Annotated in this window: 23 protein-coding genes; 11 read left to right on the top strand and 12 right to left on the bottom strand. The window is 69.2% G+C overall.

Annotated features, from left to right (window positions below; translation table 11 throughout):
* Window positions 1–6: 6 nt before the first annotated feature.
* Window positions 7–453, bottom strand: coding sequence for a dUTP diphosphatase (dut, locus tag DTO57_RS03930; RefSeq protein WP_187346585.1), 447 nt, complete (start codon window positions 451–453; stop codon window positions 7–9).
* A gap of 21 nt (window positions 454–474) precedes the next feature.
* Here dut and DTO57_RS03935 point away from each other — a divergent pair, with 21 nt between their 5' ends.
* Complete coding sequence (locus tag DTO57_RS03935; protein ID WP_244909102.1) at window positions 475–954, top strand: DUF3093 domain-containing protein; 480 nt, start codon at window positions 475–477, stop codon at window positions 952–954.
* Here DTO57_RS03935 and DTO57_RS03940 read toward each other — a convergent pair.
* Complete coding sequence (locus tag DTO57_RS03940; RefSeq protein ID WP_114116879.1) at window positions 951–1,241, bottom strand: DUF4193 domain-containing protein; 291 nt, start codon at window positions 1,239–1,241, stop codon at window positions 951–953. The genes DTO57_RS03935 and DTO57_RS03940 overlap by 4 nt on opposite strands.
* A gap of 283 nt (window positions 1,242–1,524) precedes the next feature.
* Between DTO57_RS03940 and sepH the strand changes: the two genes are divergently transcribed.
* Window positions 1,525–2,487 (top strand): septation protein SepH, encoded by a 963-nt coding sequence (sepH, locus tag DTO57_RS03945; RefSeq protein ID WP_114116880.1) that lies wholly within the window; start codon window positions 1,525–1,527, stop codon window positions 2,485–2,487.
* Window positions 2,488–2,493: 6 nt separating this feature from the next.
* On the opposite strand, the gene DTO57_RS03950 is transcribed toward sepH, so the two are convergent.
* Window positions 2,494–3,606 carry an alkaline phosphatase family protein gene (locus DTO57_RS03950; protein ID WP_114116881.1) on the bottom strand — a complete coding sequence of 371 codons (1,113 nt, stop codon included), beginning with the start codon at window positions 3,604–3,606 and terminating at the stop codon, window positions 2,494–2,496.
* Between the two features lie 83 nt (window positions 3,607–3,689).
* Between DTO57_RS03950 and DTO57_RS03955 the strand changes: the two genes are divergently transcribed.
* Complete coding sequence (locus DTO57_RS03955) at window positions 3,690–6,131, top strand: DNA gyrase/topoisomerase IV subunit A (RefSeq protein WP_114116882.1); 2,442 nt, start codon at window positions 3,690–3,692, stop codon at window positions 6,129–6,131.
* Here the strand turns inward: DTO57_RS03955 and DTO57_RS03960 are convergent.
* Window positions 6,128–7,054, bottom strand: a complete 927-nt coding sequence (locus DTO57_RS03960) for an EamA family transporter (RefSeq protein ID WP_114116883.1) — start codon at window positions 7,052–7,054, stop codon at window positions 6,128–6,130. The two genes, DTO57_RS03955 and DTO57_RS03960, sit on opposite strands and share 4 nt — an antisense overlap.
* Window positions 7,055–7,125: 71 nt before the next feature.
* Here DTO57_RS03960 and DTO57_RS03965 point away from each other — a divergent pair, with 71 nt between their 5' ends.
* Entirely contained in the window at window positions 7,126–8,058 is a 933-nt protein-coding gene (locus DTO57_RS03965; RefSeq protein ID WP_114116884.1) for a LysR family transcriptional regulator, read from the top strand.
* On the opposite strand, the gene DTO57_RS03970 is transcribed toward DTO57_RS03965, so the two are convergent.
* Both DTO57_RS03970 and DTO57_RS03975 read right to left on the bottom strand, forming a co-directional pair.
* Complete coding sequence (locus DTO57_RS03970) at window positions 8,051–8,980, bottom strand: epimerase (RefSeq protein ID WP_114116885.1); 930 nt, start codon at window positions 8,978–8,980, stop codon at window positions 8,051–8,053. The genes DTO57_RS03965 and DTO57_RS03970 overlap by 8 nt on opposite strands.
* Before the next feature lie 23 nt (window positions 8,981–9,003).
* Window positions 9,004–11,100: a DNA gyrase/topoisomerase IV subunit B gene (locus DTO57_RS03975; RefSeq protein ID WP_114116886.1), complete on the bottom strand. Its 2,097-nt coding sequence runs from the start codon at window positions 11,098–11,100 to the stop codon at window positions 9,004–9,006.
* A 170-nt stretch (window positions 11,101–11,270) separates the two neighbouring features.
* Between DTO57_RS03975 and DTO57_RS03980 the strand changes: the two genes are divergently transcribed.
* The 6 genes from DTO57_RS03980 to DTO57_RS04005 all read left to right on the top strand — a co-directional run bounded on the left by DTO57_RS03980 (window position 11,271) and on the right by DTO57_RS04005 (window position 16,591).
* Window positions 11,271–11,480 carry a DUF7455 domain-containing protein gene (locus DTO57_RS03980; protein WP_114116887.1) on the top strand — a complete coding sequence of 70 codons (210 nt, stop codon included), beginning with the start codon at window positions 11,271–11,273 and terminating at the stop codon, window positions 11,478–11,480.
* 172 nt (window positions 11,481–11,652) lie between these two features.
* Window positions 11,653–12,666 (top strand): phosphodiester glycosidase family protein, encoded by a 1,014-nt coding sequence (locus DTO57_RS03985; protein ID WP_114116888.1) that lies wholly within the window; start codon window positions 11,653–11,655, stop codon window positions 12,664–12,666.
* A 3-nt stretch (window positions 12,667–12,669) separates the two neighbouring features.
* The gene (locus DTO57_RS03990) at window positions 12,670–13,764 is read left to right on the top strand and encodes a bifunctional glycosyltransferase family 2/GtrA family protein (RefSeq protein ID WP_114116889.1); all 1,095 of its coding nucleotides are present in this window, start codon (window positions 12,670–12,672) and stop codon (window positions 13,762–13,764) included.
* Between the two features lie 54 nt (window positions 13,765–13,818).
* The gene (locus DTO57_RS03995) at window positions 13,819–14,397 is read left to right on the top strand and encodes a DUF4956 domain-containing protein (protein ID WP_114116890.1); all 579 of its coding nucleotides are present in this window, start codon (window positions 13,819–13,821) and stop codon (window positions 14,395–14,397) included.
* On the top strand, window positions 14,394–15,167 hold the full coding sequence (locus DTO57_RS04000; RefSeq protein WP_114116891.1) for a polyphosphate polymerase domain-containing protein: 774 nt from the start codon (window positions 14,394–14,396) through the stop codon (window positions 15,165–15,167). The genes DTO57_RS03995 and DTO57_RS04000 overlap by 4 nt, the downstream gene beginning before the upstream one ends.
* Window positions 15,164–16,591 (top strand): carbohydrate-binding domain-containing protein, encoded by a 1,428-nt coding sequence (locus tag DTO57_RS04005; RefSeq protein ID WP_114116892.1) that lies wholly within the window; start codon window positions 15,164–15,166, stop codon window positions 16,589–16,591. Before DTO57_RS04000 ends, DTO57_RS04005 begins: the two co-directional genes overlap by 4 nt.
* Before the next feature lie 45 nt (window positions 16,592–16,636).
* Here the strand turns inward: DTO57_RS04005 and DTO57_RS04010 are convergent, their stop codons facing one another.
* The 3 genes from DTO57_RS04010 to DTO57_RS04020 are packed head-to-tail and all read right to left on the bottom strand — an operon-like array spanning window position 16,637 to window position 19,358.
* Window positions 16,637–17,662, bottom strand: a complete 1,026-nt coding sequence (locus DTO57_RS04010; protein WP_114116893.1) for an alanine racemase — start codon at window positions 17,660–17,662, stop codon at window positions 16,637–16,639.
* A complete protein-coding gene (locus tag DTO57_RS04015; protein WP_114116894.1) occupies window positions 17,659–18,312 on the bottom strand; it encodes an alanine racemase C-terminal domain-containing protein in 654 nt (217 codons plus the stop codon). The genes DTO57_RS04010 and DTO57_RS04015 overlap by 4 nt, the downstream gene beginning before the upstream one ends.
* 2 nt (window positions 18,313–18,314) lie before the next feature.
* Complete coding sequence (locus DTO57_RS04020; protein WP_162785646.1) at window positions 18,315–19,358, bottom strand: sugar-transfer associated ATP-grasp domain-containing protein; 1,044 nt, start codon at window positions 19,356–19,358, stop codon at window positions 18,315–18,317.
* A 91-nt stretch (window positions 19,359–19,449) separates the two neighbouring features.
* On the opposite strand from DTO57_RS04020, the gene DTO57_RS04025 reads away from it, so the two are divergent.
* Entirely contained in the window at window positions 19,450–20,484 is a 1,035-nt protein-coding gene (locus DTO57_RS04025; RefSeq protein ID WP_114116896.1) for a sugar-transfer associated ATP-grasp domain-containing protein, read from the top strand.
* Window positions 20,485–20,551: 67 nt separating this feature from the next.
* Here the strand turns inward: DTO57_RS04025 and murJ are convergent, their stop codons facing one another.
* From murJ to DTO57_RS04040, 3 genes are read right to left on the bottom strand one after another with little or no spacing between them, the layout of a single operon-like run.
* A complete protein-coding gene (murJ, locus tag DTO57_RS04030; protein WP_114116897.1) occupies window positions 20,552–22,135 on the bottom strand; it encodes a murein biosynthesis integral membrane protein MurJ in 1,584 nt (527 codons plus the stop codon).
* A 24-nt stretch (window positions 22,136–22,159) separates the two neighbouring features.
* Window positions 22,160–22,849, bottom strand: a complete 690-nt coding sequence (locus tag DTO57_RS04035; RefSeq protein ID WP_114116898.1) for a coenzyme F420-0:L-glutamate ligase — start codon at window positions 22,847–22,849, stop codon at window positions 22,160–22,162.
* Window positions 22,846–24,078 (bottom strand): RNA polymerase sigma factor, encoded by a 1,233-nt coding sequence (locus DTO57_RS04040; protein ID WP_114116899.1) that lies wholly within the window; start codon window positions 24,076–24,078, stop codon window positions 22,846–22,848. The genes DTO57_RS04035 and DTO57_RS04040 overlap by 4 nt, the downstream gene beginning before the upstream one ends.
* Between the last annotated feature and the right edge of the window lie 119 nt (window positions 24,079–24,197).

The following is a 24,197-nucleotide window of genomic DNA, read 5'->3' on the forward strand; positions in this document are numbered from 1 at the left end:
CTGAGATCAGCGAGCCAGGGTGGCGTAGCCGGACGAGCCGAAGCCGCCCTCGCCGCGAACGCTCTCGTCGAGTTCCTCGACGGGGATGAAGGTGGCGCGCAGCACCGGGGCGATGATCAGCTGCGCGATGCGGTCGCCCGCCGTGATCGTATAGGGGTTCTCGCGATCGGTGTTGAGCAGCGCGACCTTGATCTCGCCGCGGTAGCCGGCGTCGATCGTGCCGGGCGAGTTCACGATGGTGATGCCGTGCTTTGCGGCGAGGCCGCTACGGGGCACGACGAACGCCGCGCAACCATCGGGAAGCGCGATGCGCACGCCCGTCGGAACCAACTGGCGCTGGCCGGGTTCGAGCACGAGATCGATTGTCGAAACCAGGTCCGCGCCGGCGTCGCCGGGGTTGGCGTACACCGGAACCGAGGGTGCGACAATGGGGATGTCCACGGAATCACTCACGACTCGAGGGTAATGCACGTCTTGAATGCCTCAGCAGGAACCGGCCGACAGTCGGCGTCCGCCTACCGCGAACGCCTCACCCCGTCGCTCAAGTTCATCGTCGGCGCCGGCATCATCGCGCCCATGATCTCGCTCGTCTTCGTGCGCTTCGACGCCACGGCCGCCCTGATCATCGGCCTGCTCTCGGCCGCGCTCCTCATCTGGATCCTGCTCAGCACCGCCCCGCGCGTGCGAGTGGAGAACGGCGAGCTGATCGCGGGGCGCGCGCACATCGACGTCACGCTCCTCGGCGAGCCGCAGGTGCTCACGGGCGAGGAGGCGGCGCGGGCGCGCGGCACGGGCCTGGATCCGCGGGGCTGGTACCTCATTCGCGGCGGCATCGACGGGATCGTGCTCGTGGAGAACATCGATCCGGCGGATCCCGTCACGTCGTGGACGGTGTCTACGCGAACGCCGGATCGCCTGGCAGCGGCGATCCGGCGTTCACAAAACGCGTCTTAGGCGCAGTCCTTGCAGATCGGGCCCGCGTCGCCGACGTGATCGATCTGCGAGCGGTGCTTCACGAGGAAGCACTCCATGCACGTGAACTCGTCCTGCTGCGGGGGAAGAACGACGACGTCGAGCTCGACGTTCGACAGGTCGGTTCCGCCGAGAACGAAACTGGGGTTATCCGAGTCCTCCGACTCGACCGCGCTGCTCTGGTTCGAACGAGCGGCCTTGAGGGCCTCGATCGACTCGTTGCCCTCGTCTTCGTTCTTGTTGCGCGGGGCGTCGTAATCAGTTGCCATTACCGGGCGTCACTTCTTTCGTGGGGGTGGTTCGGGTCCACGCTGGCGAAAAGATCGGGGATCGAGAGACTTCTCGAATTTCCGGACCGACGCGTGCGTGGCGGCGTTAGTTTGCATGACACAACCTGAATTCGCAAATGCATTTTCTGAGAACGATCCGTGTGCCGATGCCTACGGCCCGACAAAACCCGCGGCACGCCACGGTTCTTCCCGCCATTCACGGGTTCGACGTGACACCATGTGTCGGATGCGGTCGCTCGCGCGCCGCGCGGAGAGGAGCAGGATGGAACAGCTGACCATCGTGGGCACGGAGGGGACGACGCTCGTCCTCGCGACTGAGCACGGACAGCGCTTCACCCTCGAGATCGACGACATGCTTCGCGGCGAGGTCAGGAAGACCCGAGCCATCACGGAGCCGAAGCCTCCCGCGACGGGTCCGAACCCCCGCGAGATCCAGGCGCACATCCGCGCCGGCCTCTCGGCGGACGAGGTCGCCGAGCTGCTCGGATGCGACGTCGAGCGCGTGCGCCCCTTCGAGGGTCCGGTGCTCGCCGAGCGCGAGCACATCGTCGATCGTGCCCTCGCGATGCCCGTCCTCCGCGGCGTGCAGGTGGGTCTCGAGGAGAACCCGACCTTCGGCACCGTCATCCGCGAGAAGCTCGCCGATCTCTCGGCGGTCGCGGAGCGCTGGACGAGCTGGAAGTCCGAGGACGGCTGGATCATCAAGCTGACCTTCGAGGCGGCCGGCGTCGAGCGCGATGCGCGCTGGACCTACGACCCGCGCCGCAGCGCGCTCGCCCCCGCGAACGACGACGCCACCCAGCTGTCGCGCCAGGGCAAGGTGCAGGACGGCCTGATCCCCCGCCTCCGCGCCCTCGACGTCGCCGAGGAGCAGAAGGACGCGTCGACCTTCGACGAGAGCTCCTTCGCCGAAGAGGCTCCCCAGGCCCCGGCCGAGCCGGAGCACGTCGCCGACACCGCAGACCTGCTCGAGGCGCTCCGCCGCAAGCGCGGCCAGCGCGAGACACCGCAGGCGGATCCGGAGATCGACGAGACGCCCTCGAGGCCCGTCGCACTCCTCAGCCCGTCGGCCGACGACGAGCCCGAGGCCGAGCCCGCCGCCGAGTCGGAGACCGATGGTGACGCGTCGTCGAACGGAAACGACGCGTCAAAGCGCCGCCGCCGCCCGTCGATGCCGTCGTGGGACGAGATCGTGTTCGGCGCCCGCGGCGACGATCAGCCGTAAACCGGCTTACGCATAGGCGCCGAGGCGGATGAGCGGCACGGTCGTCTCCTCCGGCGTCAGCGCGCCGTGCTGGCCGACCATGGTCTGCGCGCGCTTGTCGGCCACGCGGTCGTCGTAGAACGCCCAGAGGCCGCGTGCGGCGACCATGACGTCGCCCAGGCGCCCGAGCGCCTCCGGCGCGACATCGGGCCCGAAGAGGCCGTCCTCGAGCGCCTCCGTGCGCGTCGACACGTCGGCGGCTTTGCCGTTCATCTCGCGCCACACCTCGGCCACGCGATCGGCGTCTGCCCCCTCGTCGAGGTAGAGGTGCAGGAAGCGCGGCTCGCCACCGATGAGGCGGACGCCCTCGAGGCGCGGGTCGCCGTCCGCGAGCAGGATGTGCCGCGTCGGTGGCACGTCGACCATGCCATGGTCGGCCGTCACGATCGCGCCAACGCCGGCCGGCAGGCTCAGCGCGGGGCGTAGCGCGCTGTCGATGCGCTCGAGCGTGGCGCGCCAGCGATCGGAGTCGACGCCGCCCTTGTGGCCGGCCCTGTCGAGCTCCGGGATGTAGCAATAGACGAGCGCGCCCTCGGTCTGCGCGGCGAGGGCACACGCGACGCGCACGCGTTCCTCGAGGTCGTTCTCCGCGATGAATTCGCTGCCCCGCTGCACCGCGCGGGTGAAGCCCGTCGCGCGGTACTCGGAGTGCGCGACGGAGTAGGCGCGGATCCCATGCTCCCCCGCGCGCTCGAAGATCGTGCGCTCGAGCTGCCAGGAATCCGGATCCAGCCCCTGCTTCTCGTACCCGCTCAGCTGGTTCGCGACGATGCCGCGCGCCGGATCCAGCAGGCTGTAGCCGACAATGCCGTGCGCGCCGGGCAGGGATCCGGTGAGCATCGAGGTGAGGGCAGCCGCCGTCGTCGACGGCGCGACCGTCTGGGCGGTGTGCTTCTTCGGCATCGCCTGCGCGAGGTGCCGGGCGTGGGATGCGTGGGCGCGCAGCTGGATGGCGCCGAGCCCGTCGATGAGGAACAACACGGCGGAGCGAGCGGGCGCGAACCAGCTCTCCTCCCCCGTCAGCGAGCGGAGCATCTGCTGCGCCACTCCGGCGAGATCCCGGGCCTGGTCTGGCCTCACGGGTAGAATTCTTGGCATCCGGGCCAGTCTCCCACACGTGGCGCTGAGGGCCCGGAATTCGTCGTTTCAGGAGAGAGGCCCAGATGGCGCGTCAGAAGGATCCGACCCCGCCCGTCGAGGAGCGCATCGAGGAGATCGCGCTCGAGAACGAGATGCAGGGCTCGTACCTCGAATACGCGTACTCGGTGATATACTCGCGCGCCCTCCCGGATGCGCGCGACGGCCTGAAGCCCGTGCAGCGACGGATCCTGTTCCAGATGGCCGAGATGGGCCTGCGCCCCGAGCGCGGTCACGTCAAGAGCGCCCGCGTCGTCGGCGACGTCATGGGTAAGCTCCACCCCCACGGCGACACCGCGATCTATGACGCCCTCGTGCGCCTCGCGCAGGACTTCGCCATGCGGGTCCCGCTCGTCGACGGCCACGGCAACTTCGGTTCACTCGACGACGGACCCGCCGCGTCGCGCTACACCGAGGCGCGCCTCGACCGCGCCGCCATGCGCATGACCGAGGACCTCGGCGAGGACGTCGTCGACTTCGTGCCGAACTACGACGGCCAGTACCAGCAGCCCGCCGTGCTTCCGGCCGCCTACCCGAACCTGCTCGTCAACGGCGCGACCGGCATCGCGGTCGGCATGGCGACCAACATGGCGCCGCACAACCTCATCGAGGTCGTGAACGCCGCGACCCACCTGCTCGAGAACCCCGACGCCACGACCGCCGAGCTCATGCAGTTCGTGCCGGGTCCCGACTTCCCGTCGGGCGGCATCATCATGGGCCTCGACGGCGTGCGCGACGCGTACGAGACGGGCCGCGGATCCGTGAAGGTGCGCGCCAAGGCCGCGATCGAGCAGATCGGCCCGCGCCGCACCGGCATCGTCGTCACCGAGCTGCCGTACATGGTCGGCCCCGAGCGCGTCATCGAGAAGCTCAAAGACGCCGTGCAGGCGAAGAAGCTGCAGGGCATCAGCGACGTCAACGATCTCTCCGACCGCAAGAACGGCCTGCGCCTCGTCATCGGCGTGAAGACCGGCTTCGACGCCGCCGCGGTGCTCGAGCGCCTGTACCGCCTGACGCCGCTCGAGGATTCGTTCGGCTTCAACAACGTCGCCCTCGTCGACGGCCAGCCGTCGACGCTGGGGCTGCGCGACATGCTCGTCGTGTACGTGAACCACCGCATCGAGGTCGTCACGCGCCGCACGCGCTACCGCCTCGCCCGTCGCCAGGAACGCCTCCACCTCGTCGAGGGCCTGCTGATCGCGATCCTCGACATCGACGAGGTGATCCAGGTCATCCGCTCGTCCGAGACGAGCGAGGAGGCGCGCACGCGCCTGTGCCAGGTGTTCGACCTCGACGAGATCCAGGCCGAGTACATCCTCGAGCTGCGCCTGCGCCGCCTCACGAAGTTCTCGCGCATCGAGCTCGAGAACGAGCGCGATGAGCTCAAGGCCGAGATCGCGAAGCTCGAGGAGCTGCTCGGATCCGACGCCCTCATCCGTGGCCAGGTCGCCCTCGAGCTCGAGACCGTCGCCGACGAGCTCGGCACGCCGCGACGCACCGTCCTGATGAACGCCAAGCCCGCACAGAAGCGCACGGCAAAGCAGGCCGAGAGCGACCTGCAGATCGCTGACGCGCCGACGCTCGTCGCCCTGTCGACGACGGGCCGCGCGATCCGCATTGACACCCCGGACGGCGAGGAGATCGTCGCGCCCGCGCGCCGCGGGAAACACGACGCGATCCGCTCGACCGCGCGCACGACGGTCCGCGGCGAGCTCGGCGCGGTGACGAACCGCGGCCGGCTCGTGCGCTTCTCCCCCGTCGACCTGCCGAGCGTTCCGCTCGCGTCGATCTCGCTCAGCGCGGGCGCCCGGCTGCGCGACTACATCGGCCTCACCGACCGCACCGAGCAGGTCGTCGGCCTCGTCGAGCTCGCCTCCGACACGCCGCTCGCGCTCGGCACTGCGCAGGGCGTCGTGAAGCGCCTCGTGCCGAGCGCCCTGCCGGCGAAGCCCGAGATCGAGATCGTCGCGCTCAAGCCGAAGGACAGCGTCGTCGGCATCGCCCCCGCGACTGACGAGTCCGACCTCGTCTTCCTTACCGACGACGCGAAGCTCCTCCGCTTCACCGCCTCGTCCGTGCGCCCCCAGGGCGCGTCGGCGGGCGGCATGGCGGGCATCAAGCTCGCGGCCGGTGCCGCGGCGATCTTCTTCGGATCCGTCACCGGCGACGGCAACGTCGTCGTCACGATCTCGACGTCGTCTTCGGCGCTGCCCGGCACGGATCCGGGGCGCGCGAAGATCAGCGACTTCGGCGAGTATCCGTCGAAGGGCCGCGCGACGGGCGGCGTGCGCGCGCACGCGTTCTTGAAGGGCGAGGACCGGATCCAGCTCGGCTGGGCGGGGCCGGATCCGGCCTACGCGCTCGATTCGAAGGGATCCGTGCGCAAGCTGCCGATGACGCTCTCGAAGCGCGACGGATCCGGCCAGCTACTCGAGGCCGAGATCGACTCGATCGGCCGCGCGCTCTAGCTCTCGCGGATCACCGGAACCGACCCGGTCATGACGGCGACGGGTTGCGGTTCGGTCTTCGCGCGCGTCGCGAGTGCGATGCCGACACTGGCCCCGGCGATCAGCGCGATCGCGATCATCTTGAGCGGGCTAATCGCCTGGCTCAAGAGCAACCAGCCGAAAAGCGCCGCGAAGACCGGCTCGAGGCTCACGAGTACGCCGAAGACGCGCTGCGGGAGCCGGCGGAGAGCCATGAGCTCGAGCGTGTACGGCGCGACCGAGGCGAGCACCGCCGTGCCGATCGCGAGCCACACGAGCTCGGGGCGCAGCGCGAGCTCGATCGCCGCGGGCACCCCGAACGGCAGCAACACAACGGAGGCGACCGCAAGGGCGACCGCGAGGCCGCCGACGCCGGGGATCAGCTGGCCGATGCGGGCGCTGACGCGGATGTAGAGGATCCAGAACGTCGCCGCGATGAGCGCGAAGACGACGCCGATGGGCGCGAGCGGCGCGCCGCCGACGACGCCGTCGATGCCGAACAGCGCGATGCCCGCGGCCGCGAGGCCGAGCCAAGCGAAGTCGACGAGGCGGCGCGAAAGCACGGCCGAGAGCAGCAGCGGGCCGACGAACTCGATCGCGACCGCCGGGCCGAGCGGCAGGTGCCCGAGCGCGGCGTAGAAGAAGCCGTTCATTCCGGCAAGCGTCAGGCCGAAGTAGACGACCGCGACCCACTGCTGCTTCGTCCAGGCGAAGAAGCGCGGGCGGCCGGCGATGAGCAGGATGATGGCGGCGATCGTGAGGCGGAGCGCCGTGACGCCCCACGTGCCGAGCTCGGGGAATAGCTGGACGGCCGACGCCGCGCCGAACTGCATCGACACGCAGGAGCCGATGATGAGTGCGACAGGCGTACCGATTGACCCGGATGCGCGCTCGGAAGAAGTCATGGTTCTATCCTTTGCCAACACGTATCGTTAATCCAGCGAATGTTTCTGAATGAAAAACGTAAGGGAAATTGATGCTCAGTCTGCCCCGCCTCCGCATCCTCAGCGAGCTGTCGAACCGCGGCACGATCGCGGCGACGGCGCGAGCGCTGTCGTACACGCCGTCGGCGGTCTCGCAGCAGCTGACGCTGCTCGAGCGCGAGGCGGGCGTGCCCCTGCTCGAGCGTGTCGGCCGCGGCGTGCGGCTGACGGGCGCGGCGGCGCTGCTCGTCGATCACGCGAACGCCGTCATGGCGCGGCTCGACCTCGCCGAGGCCGAGCTCGCCGCGACGCAGCACGAGCTGCACGGGCGCATGCGCGTCGCCTCGTTCCAATCGGTCGTGCTGAGCCTCGTGCCCGGTGCCCTCGACCGCATGGTGATCGAGCACCCGCACCTGCGCATCGACATCGTGCAGCGCGAGCACGGCCAGGCCTACGAGGGCCTGCTCTCCTACGAGTTCGACCTCATCCTCGGCGAGGAGTACCCGGGCAACCCCGACCGCGTGCGCGACGAGGTCGACCGCTTCGATCTGCTCACGGATCCGCTGCGCCTCGCGCTGCCCGCCGAGGGGCCGCTGTCCGAGCGGCCCCGCAGCCTCGCCGACCTCGCGGGCGCGCCGTGGGTGCTCGATCCCGAGGACACCCCGACGGGTCGCTGGGGGCGCGAGGTATGCCGCCAGGCGGGCTTCGAGCCGATCACGAGCTTCGAGAGCCCCGACCTGCTGCTGCAAGCCGAGCTCGTGCGCACGGGCCACGCCGTCGCGTTCCTGCCCGAGCTGCTGCCGTCGACCTACCTGCAGGGCATCACCTTCGTCTCGCTACCCGGCGATCCGCACCGTGTGCTCTACACGGCGTCGCGTGCCGGGCGCGCGGGACACCCCGCCGTGCAGGCGTTCCGCGAGGCGCTCGCGGAGGCGCTCGAGGCGCGCCGCCCGGCCGACCCGGCCTGGGGCGTGCGCGTCAGCTGAGCAGGTCCTCCAGGGCCTCGTGCAGCGTCGGGAACTGGAACTCGAAGCCCGCGTCGGCGAGCACCGTGCTCGTCGTGTGCCGGCCGGTGAGGGCGAGCAGCGGATCCGTGCGGAGCGCGAACGCGCCGATCTTCAGGACGAACGCGGGCGTCGGGAGACCCACCGGGATGTGGGCGGCGCGGCGCATCTCGCGCATGAGCTCGGCGTTGCGCACCGGGTTCGGCGCGGCGGCGATCACCGGGCCGTCCGGAATGACGATGCCCGGCTCGAGGCCGAGCGAGGCGCGCGCGACGCGCACCCAGTCGTCGACGTGGATCCAGCTGAACCACTGCTTGCCGCCCGCGATCGGGCCGCCGAAGCCGAGCTTCGCGGGTAGCAACAGGCGGTCTAGCGCCGGCGTGTGGGCGTCGAGCGCGATCGAGGTGCGGATCGTGACGCGGCGGGCGGCGTTGGCGCCCTCGGCGGCGGCCTCCCATGGCAGCACGACGCCCGTCATCTGCGGAAGCCCGTCGACCGGATCCGGCGTCGCCTCGGTGATGCGCAGATCGCCCGTGTCGTCGAAGAGGCCCGTCGTCGAGCCCTGGAGCCAGCGATCGACGGGGCGCGAGAGCCGCTGCGACGCCGCGACGAGGGCCTCGGTCGCGCGCACGCGCGACTCGCGCAGCTCGCGGATGTTCTCCTCCGTCGGGCGGCAGTCGACGAGCTTGCCGGCGAGGTTCACGACCGCGACCGGCCCGTCCGACTCGAGAACGTGCGCCCACGGCGCGATGTCCGACGGATCCCACCCCACCTCGGCGACGCCCGCGAGCGGGCGGCGACCGGGCGTGCGGGTGAGCACGACAACCTCGTGCCCGTCGGCGAGGAGCGAGGCGCTGAGCGAGCGCCCGAGCGTGCCGGCACCCCCGGCGATGACGATCTTCATAAGAGCGAGGCTACTCCAGCCGCTTAGGCGTCGATCGACTCCTTGTCGAGCTTCGCGGCGCCCGCAACGATGAACTCGCGGCGCGGCGCGACCTCGTTGCCCATGAGCATCTCGAAGACGCGGCCCGCGGCCTCGGCGTCCTCCATCCGCACGCGGCGCAGCAGGCGCCCGTCGCGCGACATGGTCGTCTCGGCCAGCTGGTCGGCGTCCATCTCGCCCAGGCCCTTGTAGCGCTGGATCGGCTCCTGCCACTTCTTGTTCGTGCGGCGGAGCTTCGCAAGGAGCGTGTTGAGCTCGCGGTCGCTGTAGGTGTAGATCGTCTCGTTCGGCTTGGAGCCCGGGTTGATCACGATCACGCGGTGCAGGGGCGGAACCGCGGCGTACACGCGGCCGTGCTCGATGAGCGGGCGCATGTAGCGGTAGAACAGCGTCAGCAGCAGCGTGCGGATGTGCGCGCCGTCGACGTCGGCGTCGCTCATCATGATGACCTTGCCGTAGCGGGCCGTGTCGATGTCGAAGGTGCGGCCGGATCCGGCGCCGATGACCTGGATCAGCGCGGCGCACTCGGCGTTCGACAGCATGTCCGAGATCGACGCCTTCTGCGTGTTCAGGATCTTGCCGCGGATCGGGAAGAGCGCCTGGTATTCGCTGTCGCGGGCCTTGCGCGCCGTCCCGAGCGCCGAGTCACCCTCAACGATGAACAGCTCGGTGTTCGACACGTCGGTCGTGCGGCAGTCGATGAGCTTCGCGGGCAGCGAGGATGACTCGAGGGCGTTCTTGCGACGCTGGGTCTCTTTGTGGGCGCGCGCCGACAGGCGCGCCTTCATCTCGCTGACGACCTTGTCGAGCAGCATCGCGACCTGGTTCTTCTCGTCGCGCTTGGTCGAGGCGAACTTCTCCTTCAGCCCCTCGCGCACGACCTTCGCCACGATGGCGCGCACGGCGGGGGTGCCGAGCACCTCCTTCGTCTGGCCCTCGAACTGGGGCTCGGGCAGGCTGACGTTCAGCACGGCCGTGAGGCCCGCGAGCACGTCGTCCTTCTCGAGCTTGTCGTTACCGGCCTTGAGGCGGCGGGCGTTCTTCTCGACCTCGGCGCGCAGCTGCTTCGTGAGCTCCTGCTCGAAGCCCTGCTGGTGCGTGCCGCCCTTGGGCGTCGAGATGATGTTCACGAACGAGCGGGTCGTGGTGTCGTACCCGGTGCCCCAGCGCACGGCGATGTCGACGCGGCACTCGCGCTCGACCTCGGTCGACAGCATCGACCCGTCGGGCTGCAGCATCGGCACCGTCTCGGTGAAGGCGCCGACGCCCTCGAGGCGCCAGGTGTCGGTCACGGGCGCGTCGGTCGCGAGGAAGTCGACGAACTCGGCGAGGCCGCCATCGAACTTGTAGCTGGTCTCGCGGACGCCGACCTCGGGGTCGTCGACGAAGCGCTCGTCGCGCAGCACGATCTCGAGGCCCGGCACGAGGAAGGCCGTCTGGCGGGCGCGCGTGACGAGGTCGTCGTACTGGAAGGCCGCGTCCTTCGTGAAGATCTGGCGGTCGGCCCAGTAGCGCACGCGCGTGCCCGTGACTCCGCGCTTCGCCTTGCCGGCGATTCGCAGCTCGCTGCCGTTCTCGAACGGCGTGAAGGACGCGTCGGGGCGCGCCTCGCCGGATCCGTCGTCGAAGACGCCCGGCTCGCCGCGGTGGAAGCTCATCGCGTAGGTCTTGCCGGCGCGGTCGACCTCGACGTCGAGGCGCTCGCTCAGCGCGTTCACGACGGAGGCGCCGACGCCGTGCAGGCCGCCGGACGCGGCATAGGATCCGCCGCCGAACTTTCCGCCCGCGTGCAGCTTCGTGAAGACGACCTCGACGCCCGTGAGCCCCGTGCGGGGCTCGACGTCGACGGGCACGCCGCGGCCGCGGTCTTGCACCTCGACGCTACCGTCGGCGCGCAGGATCACGTCGATGCGGTCGCCGTTGCCGGCGACGGCCTCGTCGACGGAGTTGTCGATGATCTCCCACAGGCAGTGCATGAGGCCCGGCGATCCGTTCGAGCCGATGTACATGCCGGGGCGCTTGCGCACGGCCTCGAGCCCCTCGAGGACCTGAAGATGATGGGCGGAGTACTCGGCTGTCACAATATTCGATCTTATCTTCGAAGGGCGCGGATCGCGGGAGAACACCCTGAATCGGCGCAATGCGTACGCCGTAGGCGAAACGGGGAGACCATCGGGATGGATTGTCGGTGCTCCGTGGTTGTATGGAGCATGACCCGTCATCTAGGACGAACTAAGAAGGAGACAGAACAATGACTGCATCAACGACCGCAGAGGCGCCTGTCTCCCACCGTCTCACGGCGCTCGACCGCTGTGACGCATGCGGAGCACAGGCCTACATCGCGGCTGAGGTCGGCGGGAGCGAGCTGCTCTACTGCGCCCACCACGGCCGCAAGTTCGAGGAGAAGCTCCGCGCCGTGGCCACCAAGTGGCACGACGAGACCGACAAGCTCGAAGACTAACCATCGTCTGACGAGGGCCGCCTCCCGGGATTCATTCCCCGGGAGGCGGCCTTCTTCGCGTACTCCAACCGCGGTACGCGGCCGTACCGCGCTCGGGGGTACTTTTCCCTCCTCCACGCGTTCCCGCACTTCGTCATAGAAGCCGCAAAGAATTCGGCTCTTCCCTGAGGGAATGACCAGGCAGACACTCCCCTCCCCAGACCAGTCGCCGACGCGGCACACCCGCCGAAACTTCCTCATCGGCACCGGACTCGCCGCCCTGCTGACGGCCGGTGGCGGCGCCGCGTGGGCCGCGGAGCGCTTCCTCATCCCCAAGGTCGAGATCGACGACGTCGCCGCTTACGAGGCGGCGAACGGCTCGAGCGCGACGACCACGACAAGCGCTCAGAGCAGCACGTCGTCTTCCTCCTCGTCCTCCGCGACGACGACCGCCGCGACCGTGACCGACGACACCTACACAAACGGCGACACGTCGATCACGATCACGAAGAAGACGATGGGATCCGGCGACGACACCGTGACGTACTTCGTCGCGAACGTGCAGCTCGCCGACGCTACCGTCCTCCGCTCCGCGTTCGCGAACAACTCCTTCGGCGAGAACATCACCGCGCTCACGAGCGAGATCGCGAGCGACAACGGCGGCATCTTCGCGATCAACGGCGACTACTACGGCTTCCGCGACACGGGCATCGTCGTACGCAACGGCGTCGCCTTTCGTGACGAGCCGGCGCGCACGGGGCTCGCGATGTACACCGACGGCACCGCCCGCATCTACGACGAGACGACCACGACGGCCGACGAGCTCGTGAGCGCCGGCGTCTGGAACACGCTCAGCTTCGGCCCCGCCCTCATCGACGGCGGCGAGATCGTGGAGGGCATCGACGACGTCGAGGTCGACACGAACTTCGGCAACCACTCGATCCAGGGCGAGCAGCCTCGCACGGCGGTCGGCTTCGTCGACACGAACCACCTCGTGCTCGTCGTGGTCGACGGCCGCGACGCGGGCTACAGCCGCGGCGTTACGATGACCGAGCTCGCCCAGATCATGCACGATCTCGGCGCGACGACGGCCTACAACATCGACGGCGGCGGTTCTTCGACCATGTACTTCAATGGCCAGGTTATCAACCAGCCGTCGAACGGCGGCGAGCGGGCCACCAGCGACATCCTCTACGTGGCGGGCTGACGCGTGTACGTCCTCATCCCGTCCTACGAGCCGAACGAGCGCCTCATCGCGCTCGTCGCCGAGCTTCGCACCGCGGATCCGCGGATCCGGATCCTCGTCGTCGACGACGGATCCGGCGAGCGGTTCGCGGCCGTCTTCGATCGCGCGGCGCTCGCCGGCGCGACCGTCCTCCACCACACGCACAACCGCGGGAAGGGCGCGGCGCTGCGGACCGGGTTCTCGTGGATCCGCGACCACGCCCGCGGCGACGTCATCGTGACGGCCGACGCCGACGGCCAGCACACCGTCCGCGACATCCTCGCGGTCGCGAACAGAACGGATCCGGACGGCGCAAGCCTCGTGCTCGGATGCCGGGCCTTCGACGGCGACGTTCCGCTGCGCAGCCGCGCCGGCAACGCCTTCGCGCGGCGGCTCTTCCGGCTCGCGGCCGGGTGGAGCCTCAGCGACACCCAGACGGGCCTGCGCGGCGTGCCGCCTGCGATGATCGAGTGGTTACTCGACGTTCCGGGCGACCGCTTCGAGTACGAGCAGCGGGTCCTCCTCGGGCTGACGCGCGCGGGCTTCGACGCCGTCGAGGTCGAGATCGAGACGGTCTACATCGAGCAGAATGAGTCGAGCCATTTTCGACCCGTGACCGACTCGATCAGGGTCATGGCGCCCATGCTCACGTTTGCGGCGTCGTCGCTCGCGGGCTTCGTCATCGACGCCGTCGCACTGTTCGTGCTCCAGGCGCTCACGGGGGCTCTCATCCCCTCGATCATCGGCGCGCGCATCATCAGCGCCAGCGCGAACTTCGCGCTCAACCGCCGCGTCGTCTTCATGCGGCGCGGGCGAGAGCACCTCACGCGGCAGATCGTCTCCTACGCGGTCCTCGCCGCGATCCTGCTGGCCTCGAACATCGCGTGGATGGAGTTCCTCACGAGCGTCGGGCTGCCCCTGTGGCTCGCGAAGGTCATCACCGAGCTCGCGCTGTTCGCGCTGAGTTTCCGCGCCCAGAAGAACGCCGTGTTCTCGTCGCATACCGCGGCTGGAGTACGCGGCAATGCCGCGGGTGCGGACTCTTCCCTGCGATTCACCGAATCACACCCTGCGTCATAAGCGCCTCATAGAAAACCGGGCTGAGCTAAGAGCAGTTCACTTCAAGGAGCACCAATGACAACCTCGAACCTGATCCTGATGGCCGTCGACCTCGTGGCCGCCGCCATTCTCGCCTTTGGCGTCTACTACCCCCGCCACCGCCGGCGCGACCTCGTCGTCGCCTTCATGGGAGTCAACATCGGCGTACTCGCCGTCGCGACCGTCCTCGGCACAGCGCAGGTAGCAGCGGGACTCGGACTCGGACTCTTCGGTGTTCTCTCGATCATCCGCCTGCGCTCGTCGGAGATCTCGCAGCGCGAGGTCGCCTACTACTTCGCGGCCCTCGCGATGGGCCTCATCGGCGGGCTCGGCGCCACCGACGTCGCGATCCCGACCGGCCTCATCGCCCTGATCCTCGTGACGATGTGGGTCGCCGACCACCCGGCGCTGCTCTCGCGCAGCCGCCACCAGGTGGTGCGTCTCGACCGGGCCATCGCCGACGAAGACGAGCTGCGCGACGAGGTCGAGGAACGCCTCGGCTGCACCGTCACGTCGCTGACCGTGCAGCAGCTCGACCTCGTGAACGACTCGACCCTCGTCGACGTTCGCTACCGCACCGAGCCCACCCGCGTCGGAAGCGTGGTGGCACGATGACCGCCGTCCTCTCCGGCACCGGCTTCGCGCCCGTCTCGCTCGACGAGCTCGTCGCCGAGGCGGAGCTCCTCACCCGCGTCGACCGCAAGTACCTCCTCCCCGAGGACGAGGCGGCCGAGATCATCGCCTCCTTCACCGACGACACGCGAGTGCTCGAGATCGATGGCCGCCGCGAGTTCTCGTACGACTCGGTGTACTTCGACACCGACGACGACCTCGCCTACCGGCTGACGGCACAGCGCCGCCGACGCCGGTTCAAGCTCCGCACCCGCACCTACGTCGACACCGGCGGCTCGTTCCTCGAGCTCAAGACGAAGAGCGGCCGCGGCAGCACCGTCAAGCGACGGATCCCGTACGACACCGCAGACCGCACCCGGCTCACCCCCGAGGGCGGCGCGTACGTCGCGCAGCTTCTGGACGACGAGGGCCACGACCCGGCGATCGTCGACCAGCTGCACCCCTCCCTCATCAGCCGGTACCGCCGCACGACGCTCCTGCTCTCCTGCGGGAGCCGCGCGACGGTCGACACGGCGCTGCGCTGGTCGGACACCGATGGCGAGACCATCGACCTGCCCGGCTTCGCCATCGTCGAGTCCAAGTCGGCAGGTCGCCCAGGCGCGCTCGACCGCGCGCTGTGGCGGGCAGGCCACAGGCCGAGCGGCATCAGCAAGTTCGGCACGGGCACCGCAGCACTGCGACCCGACCTTCCCGACAACAAGTGGTCTCGCACCCTGCGCGGCCCGTTCGCCCTAGCTGAGGAGCTGTCATGACCTTCAAACGCATCGTCCTTCCCCTGTCCGTCGTGACCGCCGCGGGCCTGCTGCTCGCCGGCTGCTCGGTCGGATCCGCGGTAAACGACGCCGGTTCGACGGCATCCGAGACGACGATCACCTCGTCGAGCACGTCGTCGTCGGGGTCGTCGTCCTCCGAGAGCGACTCCACGACCACCGCGACCTCGTTCACGGGCGATCTCTCGCCCGAGGAGGTGATGGCGGCGAACGCCGACTACACCACCGTGAACGACGACGAGTGGGACGAGTCCGACGCCGTCGACGTCACGCTCGACGGCGACACCGCCAGCAGCGACAGCTCCGGCGTCGAGGTCGACGGCTCGACCGTCACCATCACCGAGGCGGGCGTCTACCGCCTGTCGGGGACGCTCACCGGATCCGTCGTCGTCGCGGCCCCCGACGACGCGCAGGTCGTGCTGATCCTCGATGGCGCCGACATCGCCAACTCCGACGGCGCCGCCATCGACATCCAGACGGCAGACGACGTCGCCATCTTCCTCGCCGACGGCAGCGACAACTCGGTCTCGGACGCGGCGAGCTACGCCGACGACGCCGACGCCAAGGCAGCAATCCACGCCGACACCGACCTCACGATCTCGGGCACCGGCTCGCTCACCGTCGTGGGCAACGGCAACGACGGCATCTCGTCGACCGACGACCTCGTCATCCTCTCGGGCAACATCACCGTGACGGCCGCCGACGACGCCCTGCGAGGCAAGGACTCGCTCGTCGTCGAGGGCGGCACGCTCGACCTCACCGCGGCGGGCGGCGACGGCCTGAAGAGCGACCAGGAAGACGACGAGACGAAGGGGTACATCCTCGTCACCGGCGGCACCATCACGATCGACTCCGGCGACGACGCGATTCAGGCGCAGACCGATACCGTCATCACGGGAGGCGACTTCACCCTCACGGCGGCCGACCACGCCGTGCAGGCCGAGCAGATCCTCTCGATCGGCGGCGGCACGATCCTCGTCGAGGCCTCGAACGAGGGCATGCAGGCGATCTCGATCGGCATCTACGCCGGCGACATCGACATCACCGCGAGCGACGACGGCATCAACGCGGCCGGCATCAACACCGGCGGCAGTGACCGCGAGACCGACACGGGCGAGCGCCTCGAGGTCTACGGCGGAACCATCACGATCGACGCCGTCAAGGACGGGCTCGACTCGAATGGATCGATCGTGATCACCGCCGGCACCCTCGACATCACGAGCGCCGACAACGGCGGCGACGGCCCGCTCGACGCCAACGGCACCGTGACGATCGCCGAGGGCACCGTCACCGCCAACGGCAGCGTCGTCGACCCCGACTCGGCCGGCACGTCGGGCGGACCCGGCGGCGGTCAGATGGGTGGCGGATCCACGGGCGGCGGCGGCCGCCCCGGATCCGGCAGCTAACGCACGCCGATCGTTGAGGGTCGTCTCCCACCCGGGAGACGGCCCTCAGCCCGTGTAGACGCGAGTGACGAGCGGCGACACGCGCAGGAGCGGCTCCTCGCCCACGGTATCGAGCGCCTCGCCGAGGTCGGTCGGCGTCGGCTCGCCGTGGGATCCGGGCCCGAAGAGGGTCACCTCGTCACCGACGGCCGCGCCCTCCCATGCTTCGACGCGCGACGAGAACGGATCCACGCGCAGGAGCGCCCGCGCGCCCGCGGGCGTCGCGACGCGGGCCCGGCCCGCGAGCGCGGACGGGTAGCCGTCAACGGACCCGAGATCGATCGTGACGTCGTCGCCGACCGCGCTCACGCGCGCGACGAGCGACGAGATCGGCGCGATGCCGGGGATGTCCGGGCCGTCCGCCGAGCGCACGCCGTAACAGAACGCGCCGATGCGGACGAGCTCGTAGCGGAACTCCGGGCGGTGCCAGGCGGCTGCGCTCGCCGCGAGGTGGCGGATCTCCGGCGCAAGCCCCGCGGCCCACGCCTCCCCCACCGCTGCGTCGAACTGGGCCCGCGCGATGTCGTCGTCGCGGTCCGAGGCCTCGGCGATGTGGCTCCACACGCCGGCGACACGGATGCGACCCTCGGCCTCGAGTTCGGCCGCGCGGGCGCAGAACGCGCGCCACTGTTCGGGCCGCACGCCGTTGCGGTGCAGGCCCGTGTCGATCTTGAGGTGCACCGTCGCGGTGCCACCCACCGCCGCGATGCGCTCGAGGTACGCGGCGTCGCCGACGCCGAGCTCGAGGCCCTCGGCGATGGCGGTGCGGGCCTCGTCCTCCGAAACGGTCATCCAGCAGAACACGCGCGCGCGGTCGCCCGCGACGCGCTTGGCGCGGACGGCGCTCGGGATGTCGATGCCGCCGAACCACATCGCACCGGCCTCGAGGGCGGCGCCGACGATCGGCTCCACGCCCTGCGCGTAGGCGTCGTCCTTGATGACGACGAGCACCTCGGCGGGTGCCATGCGACGGCGCACGGCGCGCACGTTCGTGCGGAACTGGTCGAGGTCGACGCGCAGCTCGGCGCTCATGCGATCTCCTCCCGGCGTGCGTGGAGGCCCGCGATGGCGGCGAGCTCGAGCTCCGTCCACCCGGTCGCGCGCGCCCACTGCCACAGCAGGTGCGCCCGGCCGGCGCCGAAGAGCACGGCCTCGTCGCGCGGGCTCACGGCCACGTCGCCCACCTCGACGACGCACACGTCCATTGCGACGCGCCCGATGATGGGGCATTCCTCGTCGCCAATCACCACGAGGCCCGCGGGCTCGTCGCCCGTCCAGCCGATCGCGCGGGCCACGCCCTGGGCGTAGCCGCCGGAGACGAGCGCGACGCGCGTGTCGGCCTCGGGACGGTACCAGTAGCCGTACGACACGCCCTCGCCCGCAAGCAGCGCCTTGGTCTGCAGCACGGGCGCCACGAGCGTCATCGCGGTTTCGCCGCGCCCCTCCAGGCCGAAGACGTCCGCGAGAGGAAGCGCCGGCGCGTCGGGGTCGCCGTCACGAATCTCGGCCGTGACGCCGGCCTCCCGCGCGACCGCGGCCACGAGCTCCGCGCCGTGCCCGCAGGCGTCGCGGCGCAGGTCGATCGCGGCCGATGGTTCCGTCGCGTGCGCGATCTGGATGTTCCGTGCAAGCGCGGAACGCGAGATCCGCGCGATGGGCGCGCTGGAGGATCCGAAAACCATCGTCAGCGGCGCGAGGCGGCAGCGGCGGCGTCGAGGACGGGCTTGTGACGCGCGCGCGAGCCCGTGCGGATGCCGGTCGCGCTCACGCGGGTCTCGTAGAGGCCGGGGGTCCAGTTGCCCTCGACGAGGATCGGGCCGTTCGGGCCAACCGCGATGTCCCAGCCGACGTACGGAACCGTCGGCAGCTCGCGCGCGGCGCGGTCGAGGAAGGCCACGACCTCGTCCCACATCGGCACCTGGAAGTCGACGATCGACTTGCCCGACTCGGGGTGGGTCTCGTACTTGCTGATGTGCTTGCCGGTGTGGCCGGGGCCGAACGAGCGGCCGTTCTCGTCGAGCATCGTGAAGAAGCCGCCCCACGTGAACTGGTCGGAGACCGAGCCGCGGCCGAACTTCTGGGCGCCCATGAGAATGTGCACCTTCTCGCCGTCGAAGAACGTCGCGACGCGCGTCGTGTTGACGGTGCCGGCGCAGTACTCGGCGAGGTACGGGTGCTGCACGATGGGCTCCTCGAGGAGGGTCTGCCCCTTCGTGATGAGCTCGGTGCGGAACGCCTCGGCGTCGGCGACCTCGGCCATGTCGTAGCGGAACACGCCCTTGCCCTCGCGGCCGACCGGGGTCTTGGCGATAATGATCGGGTGGCGCGCGACGAAGCCCTGGAAGTCGGCGAAGGTCGAGTTGTCGAGGTCGAGCCAGTCGCGGCCCGCGTACTCGGCGAAGCGCTTGTGGAACGAGATCTTGTTCTCGAGGATCAGCACGTCGACCGGGTCGTTCAGCGTGTCGGCCAGGTGATGCTGCACGAGCGCCGTCATGAAGGTCTTGCGCTCCTTCTTCGTCAGCAGCGCGAAGTCGGCCTCGTAGAAGTCGATGTACGCCGTGTCGTGGAAGGCGGCCCACACCATCATGTCGGCGAGCACGCCGGGCGCCCACTTACCCTGCTCTTCGGCGATCTGCTTCGCGAAGCCCCACGGGCGCGACAGATTGAAGGAGGCGAGTCGGCTCACGAAGTACTTGAGGCGGCGCACGGGCGCGACAGCTGGGGACACGAAGGACCTTTCCTGGGCGGGTCTCGGGAAGACCTACTTTACCGAGAGAGCCTCCGATTCCTGGTGAATGCCCGCGTGCTAGCCTTGCGCGGTGGACCAGAAGCAGTTGCGCGTGCAGTATCTCTTTAATCGAGCTCGCCGCCTCAATCCCACCCAGCTCATCGATATCGCCAAGGGCGTGAAGCGCGTCTCGAAGGCTCCCCTGCCCGTCATCGTGGCAGACATGCTGTGGTGCTCGGTGCGCTACGAGATGGCCTTCCGCGACTACCTCGTCTGGGATATTCGCCTCCTGAAGGCATCCGAGCGCAAGACGTGGATGACGCACCCGAAGGCGTTCCGCCTCAACTCGACGCTCAACGGCCCCGACTCGCGGGCCATCGTCGGCGACAAGGTGCGCTTCCTGAACGACTTCGCCGACCTCATCGGCCGCGAGTGGCTCGACGCCGCGACTGCGACGGACGACGAGCTCGCCGCGTTCCTCGCCCGCCACGACCGCGTCATTGCGAAGCCCGCGAACGGCGAGGGCGGCGCCGGCATCTCGATCATTACCTCGGCCGAGGTTACCGACGTCGCCGTCTTCCGCCGGAGCCTCATCGACAACGATCAGACGCTCGTCGAGGAGGTGCTGCGCCAGCACCCCGACCTCGACCGGCTCTACCCCGACAGCGTCAACACCGTGCGCATGATCACCTACCGCGACCCGCAGGGCACGCTGCACGTCATCGCGTCGGTGCTGCGCATCGGCAACGGATCCGTCATCGATAACTTCGCGTCGGGTGGCATGTTCACGATGCTCGACGATGACGGCGTGGCGCTCTACCCCGGCGTCGACAAGCAGTCGAACGTGTACCCCGAGCACCCGATCACGGGCACGGCGATCGCAGGCTTCCGCGTGCCGCACTTCCCCGAGATCCTCGAAATGGTCGAGGAGGCCTCGAAGCGCCTCCCGACGATCCCCTACGTCGGCTGGGACATCGCCATCACGGCGAACGGCCCCGCGCTGATCGAGGCGAACCACAACTCGAGCGTCTTCCAGATGAAGCCGACCGCCTCCGGCGTGCGCACGGGCCTGCTGCAGCGCTACCGCGACGCCATCGGCCCCGGCGTGCTCGACAAGCGCCGCTAAGACCGCCAACCAGAAAGCGCTGCAAACGAGAAACGCCCTGCCTGCGCAGGGCGTTTCTCGTTTGCGCTCAGCGGCGGCGAAGCGTGTTCCGCGCCGTCTTTACCTCTGGCGCGCGCAGGAGCGCGAGGATCGCGACGTAGACGACGCCGACGACGCCCGCGACGATCACGGCGCCCGCGGCGCCCGTGAACCGGTTCGCGAGCATCCAGCCGTGACTGGATCCGAGCAGCAGGTACGTTCCCCAGCCCGCCGCGCCCGCGACGGCGGCCACGAGGCCGAAGCGCACGAGCGCGAGCCACGTCGCGCCGAGGCCGAGCGGGCCGATCTTGCGGCGCAGCAGGATGGTCGCGAGCACGGTCTGCGCGATGCCGGCGGTCGACTGCGCGAGCGCGACGAGCGCCGTGATGTGCTCCTGCGGCGCGAAGGCCGCGATCAGCAGCGTGAAGATCAGCACGAGCGCGCCCTGCACCATCGTGAAGACGAAGGGTGTGCGCGCGTCGCCATAGGCGTAGAACGTGCGCTGCACGATGTAGAGCACGGCCATCGGGATCAGGCTCACGAGGTAGCCGATCAGCACGGGGGCGATCAGCACGGCGCTCTCGGCGTTGTTGCTGAACATGCGCGAGGCCGGCACCGCCGCTGCCGCGACGGCCGCCGTCGCCGCGACGACGAAGAAGCCGAGGGTGCGGATCGACTGGCTGATGTCGGCGCGGAGCTCGTCGTGGCGGCCGAGAGCGGCGTGCTCGCTGAGGCGCGTGAAGTAGGGCGTACCGATCGCGAGGATCAGGACCGAGTACGGCACCATGTAGACGAGCCAGGCGTTCTGCGACGCGAACACCGACGGGAAGTCGCCCGACGCGTCCGACATCGTGCGCTGCTGGACGATGCCGACCAGCTGGCCGATGAGCGTCGTCACGAGCGTCCACGACGCGAGGTTGCGCATCGCGCCGAGGCCCATGCCGCGCCAGCGGAAGTCGGGGCGCATCGGGACCCCGACCTTCCGCCAGAAGGCGATGAGAACGACGAGCTGCGCCACGATGCCGAGCGTCGCGAAGCCCGCGAGCGTCACGATCATGGGCGTCGTCCACGCCGAGACCTCGGTCTGGTCGCCGCCGAAGATCACGATGAAGGCCGCGAAGCCCGCGATCGACACCACGTTGTTCACGACGGGCGCCCACGCGTAGGGGCCGAAGACCTTGCGCGCGTTCAGAATCTCGCCCAGCAGGGCGAACATGCCGTAGAAGAACAGCTGCGGGATGCACCAATAGGCGAAGCTCGTCGCGAGCGCGCGCTGCGGGCCCGTGTAGTTCGCCGCGAACAGGTCGACGAAGAACGGCGCCGCAAGGGTCGCGGCGATCGTGATGACCGCCATGATCGTCGCGCCGAGCGTCAGTAGCTTCTGCAGGAAGCCATGACCGCCGTCCTTCTGGGCACTCACCCGCACGACCTGCGGCACGATGACACCTGTCAGGATGCCGGCCGAGATGACCTGGTAGATGCTGTTCGGAAGCTGGTTGGCCGTGCCGAATGCGTCACCGGCACGGCCAACGCTGCCAACCGCCGCGACGAGTACCATAGTGCGCGCCAGACCGCTGACGCGGGACGCGAGCGTCCCGGCCGCGATCATGGCGCTCGCGCGAGCGAGTCCCATGCGAGCCTTTTCTGGATCCGGCCGTCAGGCCTTTCGGATGATTCCCATCGGCGTCGACTGGTGGCCCTGTCCGAGCGGGTTGTCGCTCAGGATCTTCACCAGCTGACGCTCCGCCGTCTTGTCGAGCGTGGAACCCAGGATGTTGCCGCCGATGTCGTTGATGTCAACGACCGCGACATCGCATCCGACGATCTTCTTCACGTCGAAGGCAACCTCGCGCGGGCGTTCCGGGCCGAGAACGACGGCCTCGTTGTACGGAGGAATCGTGCCGGGCGTCGGCCCGTCGATCGCGCGCGCCTTCTCACCGGCGATCCGGTAGAAGTCGCCGCGGCGACCGAAGAGCTTCGTCACGGCTGAGACGGCGGCGGCGAAGAGGATCCGGAGCGTGCCGACCTCGCGAAGCGCGAACTCCATCGTCTCGGGGATGCCGAGGCCGATGCCGTACGAGGTCTTCGTCACGTAGCGCGAGAGGAAGGTCGCGAGCTTTCGCGGCTTGATCTCGCTCATCATGTACGAGCGGCCCTGCATGATCGCGACGATCTTCTCGGTCACGAACAGCAGGTCGCCCGGCTGAACCTCATCGACGGCGTAGGTGCGGATGACCTCTTCGAGCGTGTCGCCCGGCATGATGACGCGCGTGCGCACCGGAATGCGCAGGAAGTCGGTGCCGTCGACGTGAACCTGGAGGGCCTTGCCCTCGTTCGCCGAGCTCATTCGAGGTAGTCCCGGAGCGACTGCGAGCGGCTGGGATGGCGAAGCTTCGCCATCGTCTTCGACTCGATCTGACGGATCCGCTCGCGGGTCACCCCGAACGTGTCGCCAATCTGGTCGAGCGTCTTCGGCTGGCCATCGCCCAGGCCGAAGCGCATGCGGATCACGCCCGCCTCGCGCTCCGAGAGCGAGTCGAGCAGGCCCTCGAGCTGGCGCTGCAACATCGTGAAGCCCACGGCGTCGGCGGGAACCACGGCCTCGGTGTCCTCAATGAGGTCACCGAACTCGCTGTCGCCGTCTTCGCCCAGCGGGGTGTGCAGCGAGATCGGCTCGCGGCCGTACTTCTGCACCTCGACGACCTTCTCGGGCGTCATGTCGAGCTCGTGAGCGAGCTCTTCCGGCGTGGGTTCGCGGCCCAGGTCCTGCAGCATCTGGCGCTGCACGCGGGCAAGCTTGTTGATGACCTCGACCATGTGCACCGGGATGCGGATGGTGCGGGCCTGGTCGGCCATGGCGCGGGTGATTGCCTGGCGGATCCACCACGTCGCGTAGGTCGAGAACTTGAAGCCCTTGGTGTAGTCGAACTTCTCGACCGCACGGATGAGGCCCAGGTTTCCCTCCTGGATCAGGTCGAGGAACTGCATTCCGCGACCCGTGTAGCGCTTCGCGAGCGAGACGACGAGGCGGAGGTTCGCGCCGAGCAGGTGGCTCTTCGCGCGGCGTCCGTCGCGCACGACCCACTGCATGTCGAGGCCGAGCTGCGTCTGCTTGTCGGCCGCCGACATGTGCGACAGCTTCTCCTCCGCGAACAGGCCCGCCTCGATACGCATCGCGAGGTCGACCTCCTCGGCGGCGTTCAGCAGCGGAACCTTACCGATCTGCTTCAGGTAGTCCTTGACGGGGTCGGCCGTGGCGCCCGTAATCTGCGTCGAGTAGACCGGAACCTCTTCCTCTTCCGAGGAGGAGATCACGATCGCGCCCGAGGGCAGGGGCTCGGTCTGGACGGACTTCGCCGCCTTGGGCTCCTCGACCTCTTCGGTCTCGGGAGCGCCGTCGTTCAGGATCTGATCAACCGCGTCACCCTTGGCGCGGGTCGTCTTCTTTGCCGGAGCCTTCTTGGCGGGTGCCTTCTTTGCGGCTGCGGTCGTCGTCTTCTTGGCCGTACTCTTCTTCGTTGCCGTCGTGGCCTCTTCGGTCTCGTCGGTCTTCGTGGTCTTCGTGGCAGGAGTCACGTTTCACCTTTCGCCGGGTGCGTCTGGCGCCAGCACCGCGGGTGTGTTCGAACACGATTAATGCCCTTGTCAAGCCTGTGACCCCGGAGGATCGGCCTGACAACGGCTCGGGCATTCAT

The sequence above is a fragment of the Microbacterium sorbitolivorans genome (assembly GCF_003327285.1).
GTDB lineage: Bacteria > Actinomycetota > Actinomycetes > Actinomycetales > Microbacteriaceae > Microbacterium > Microbacterium sorbitolivorans.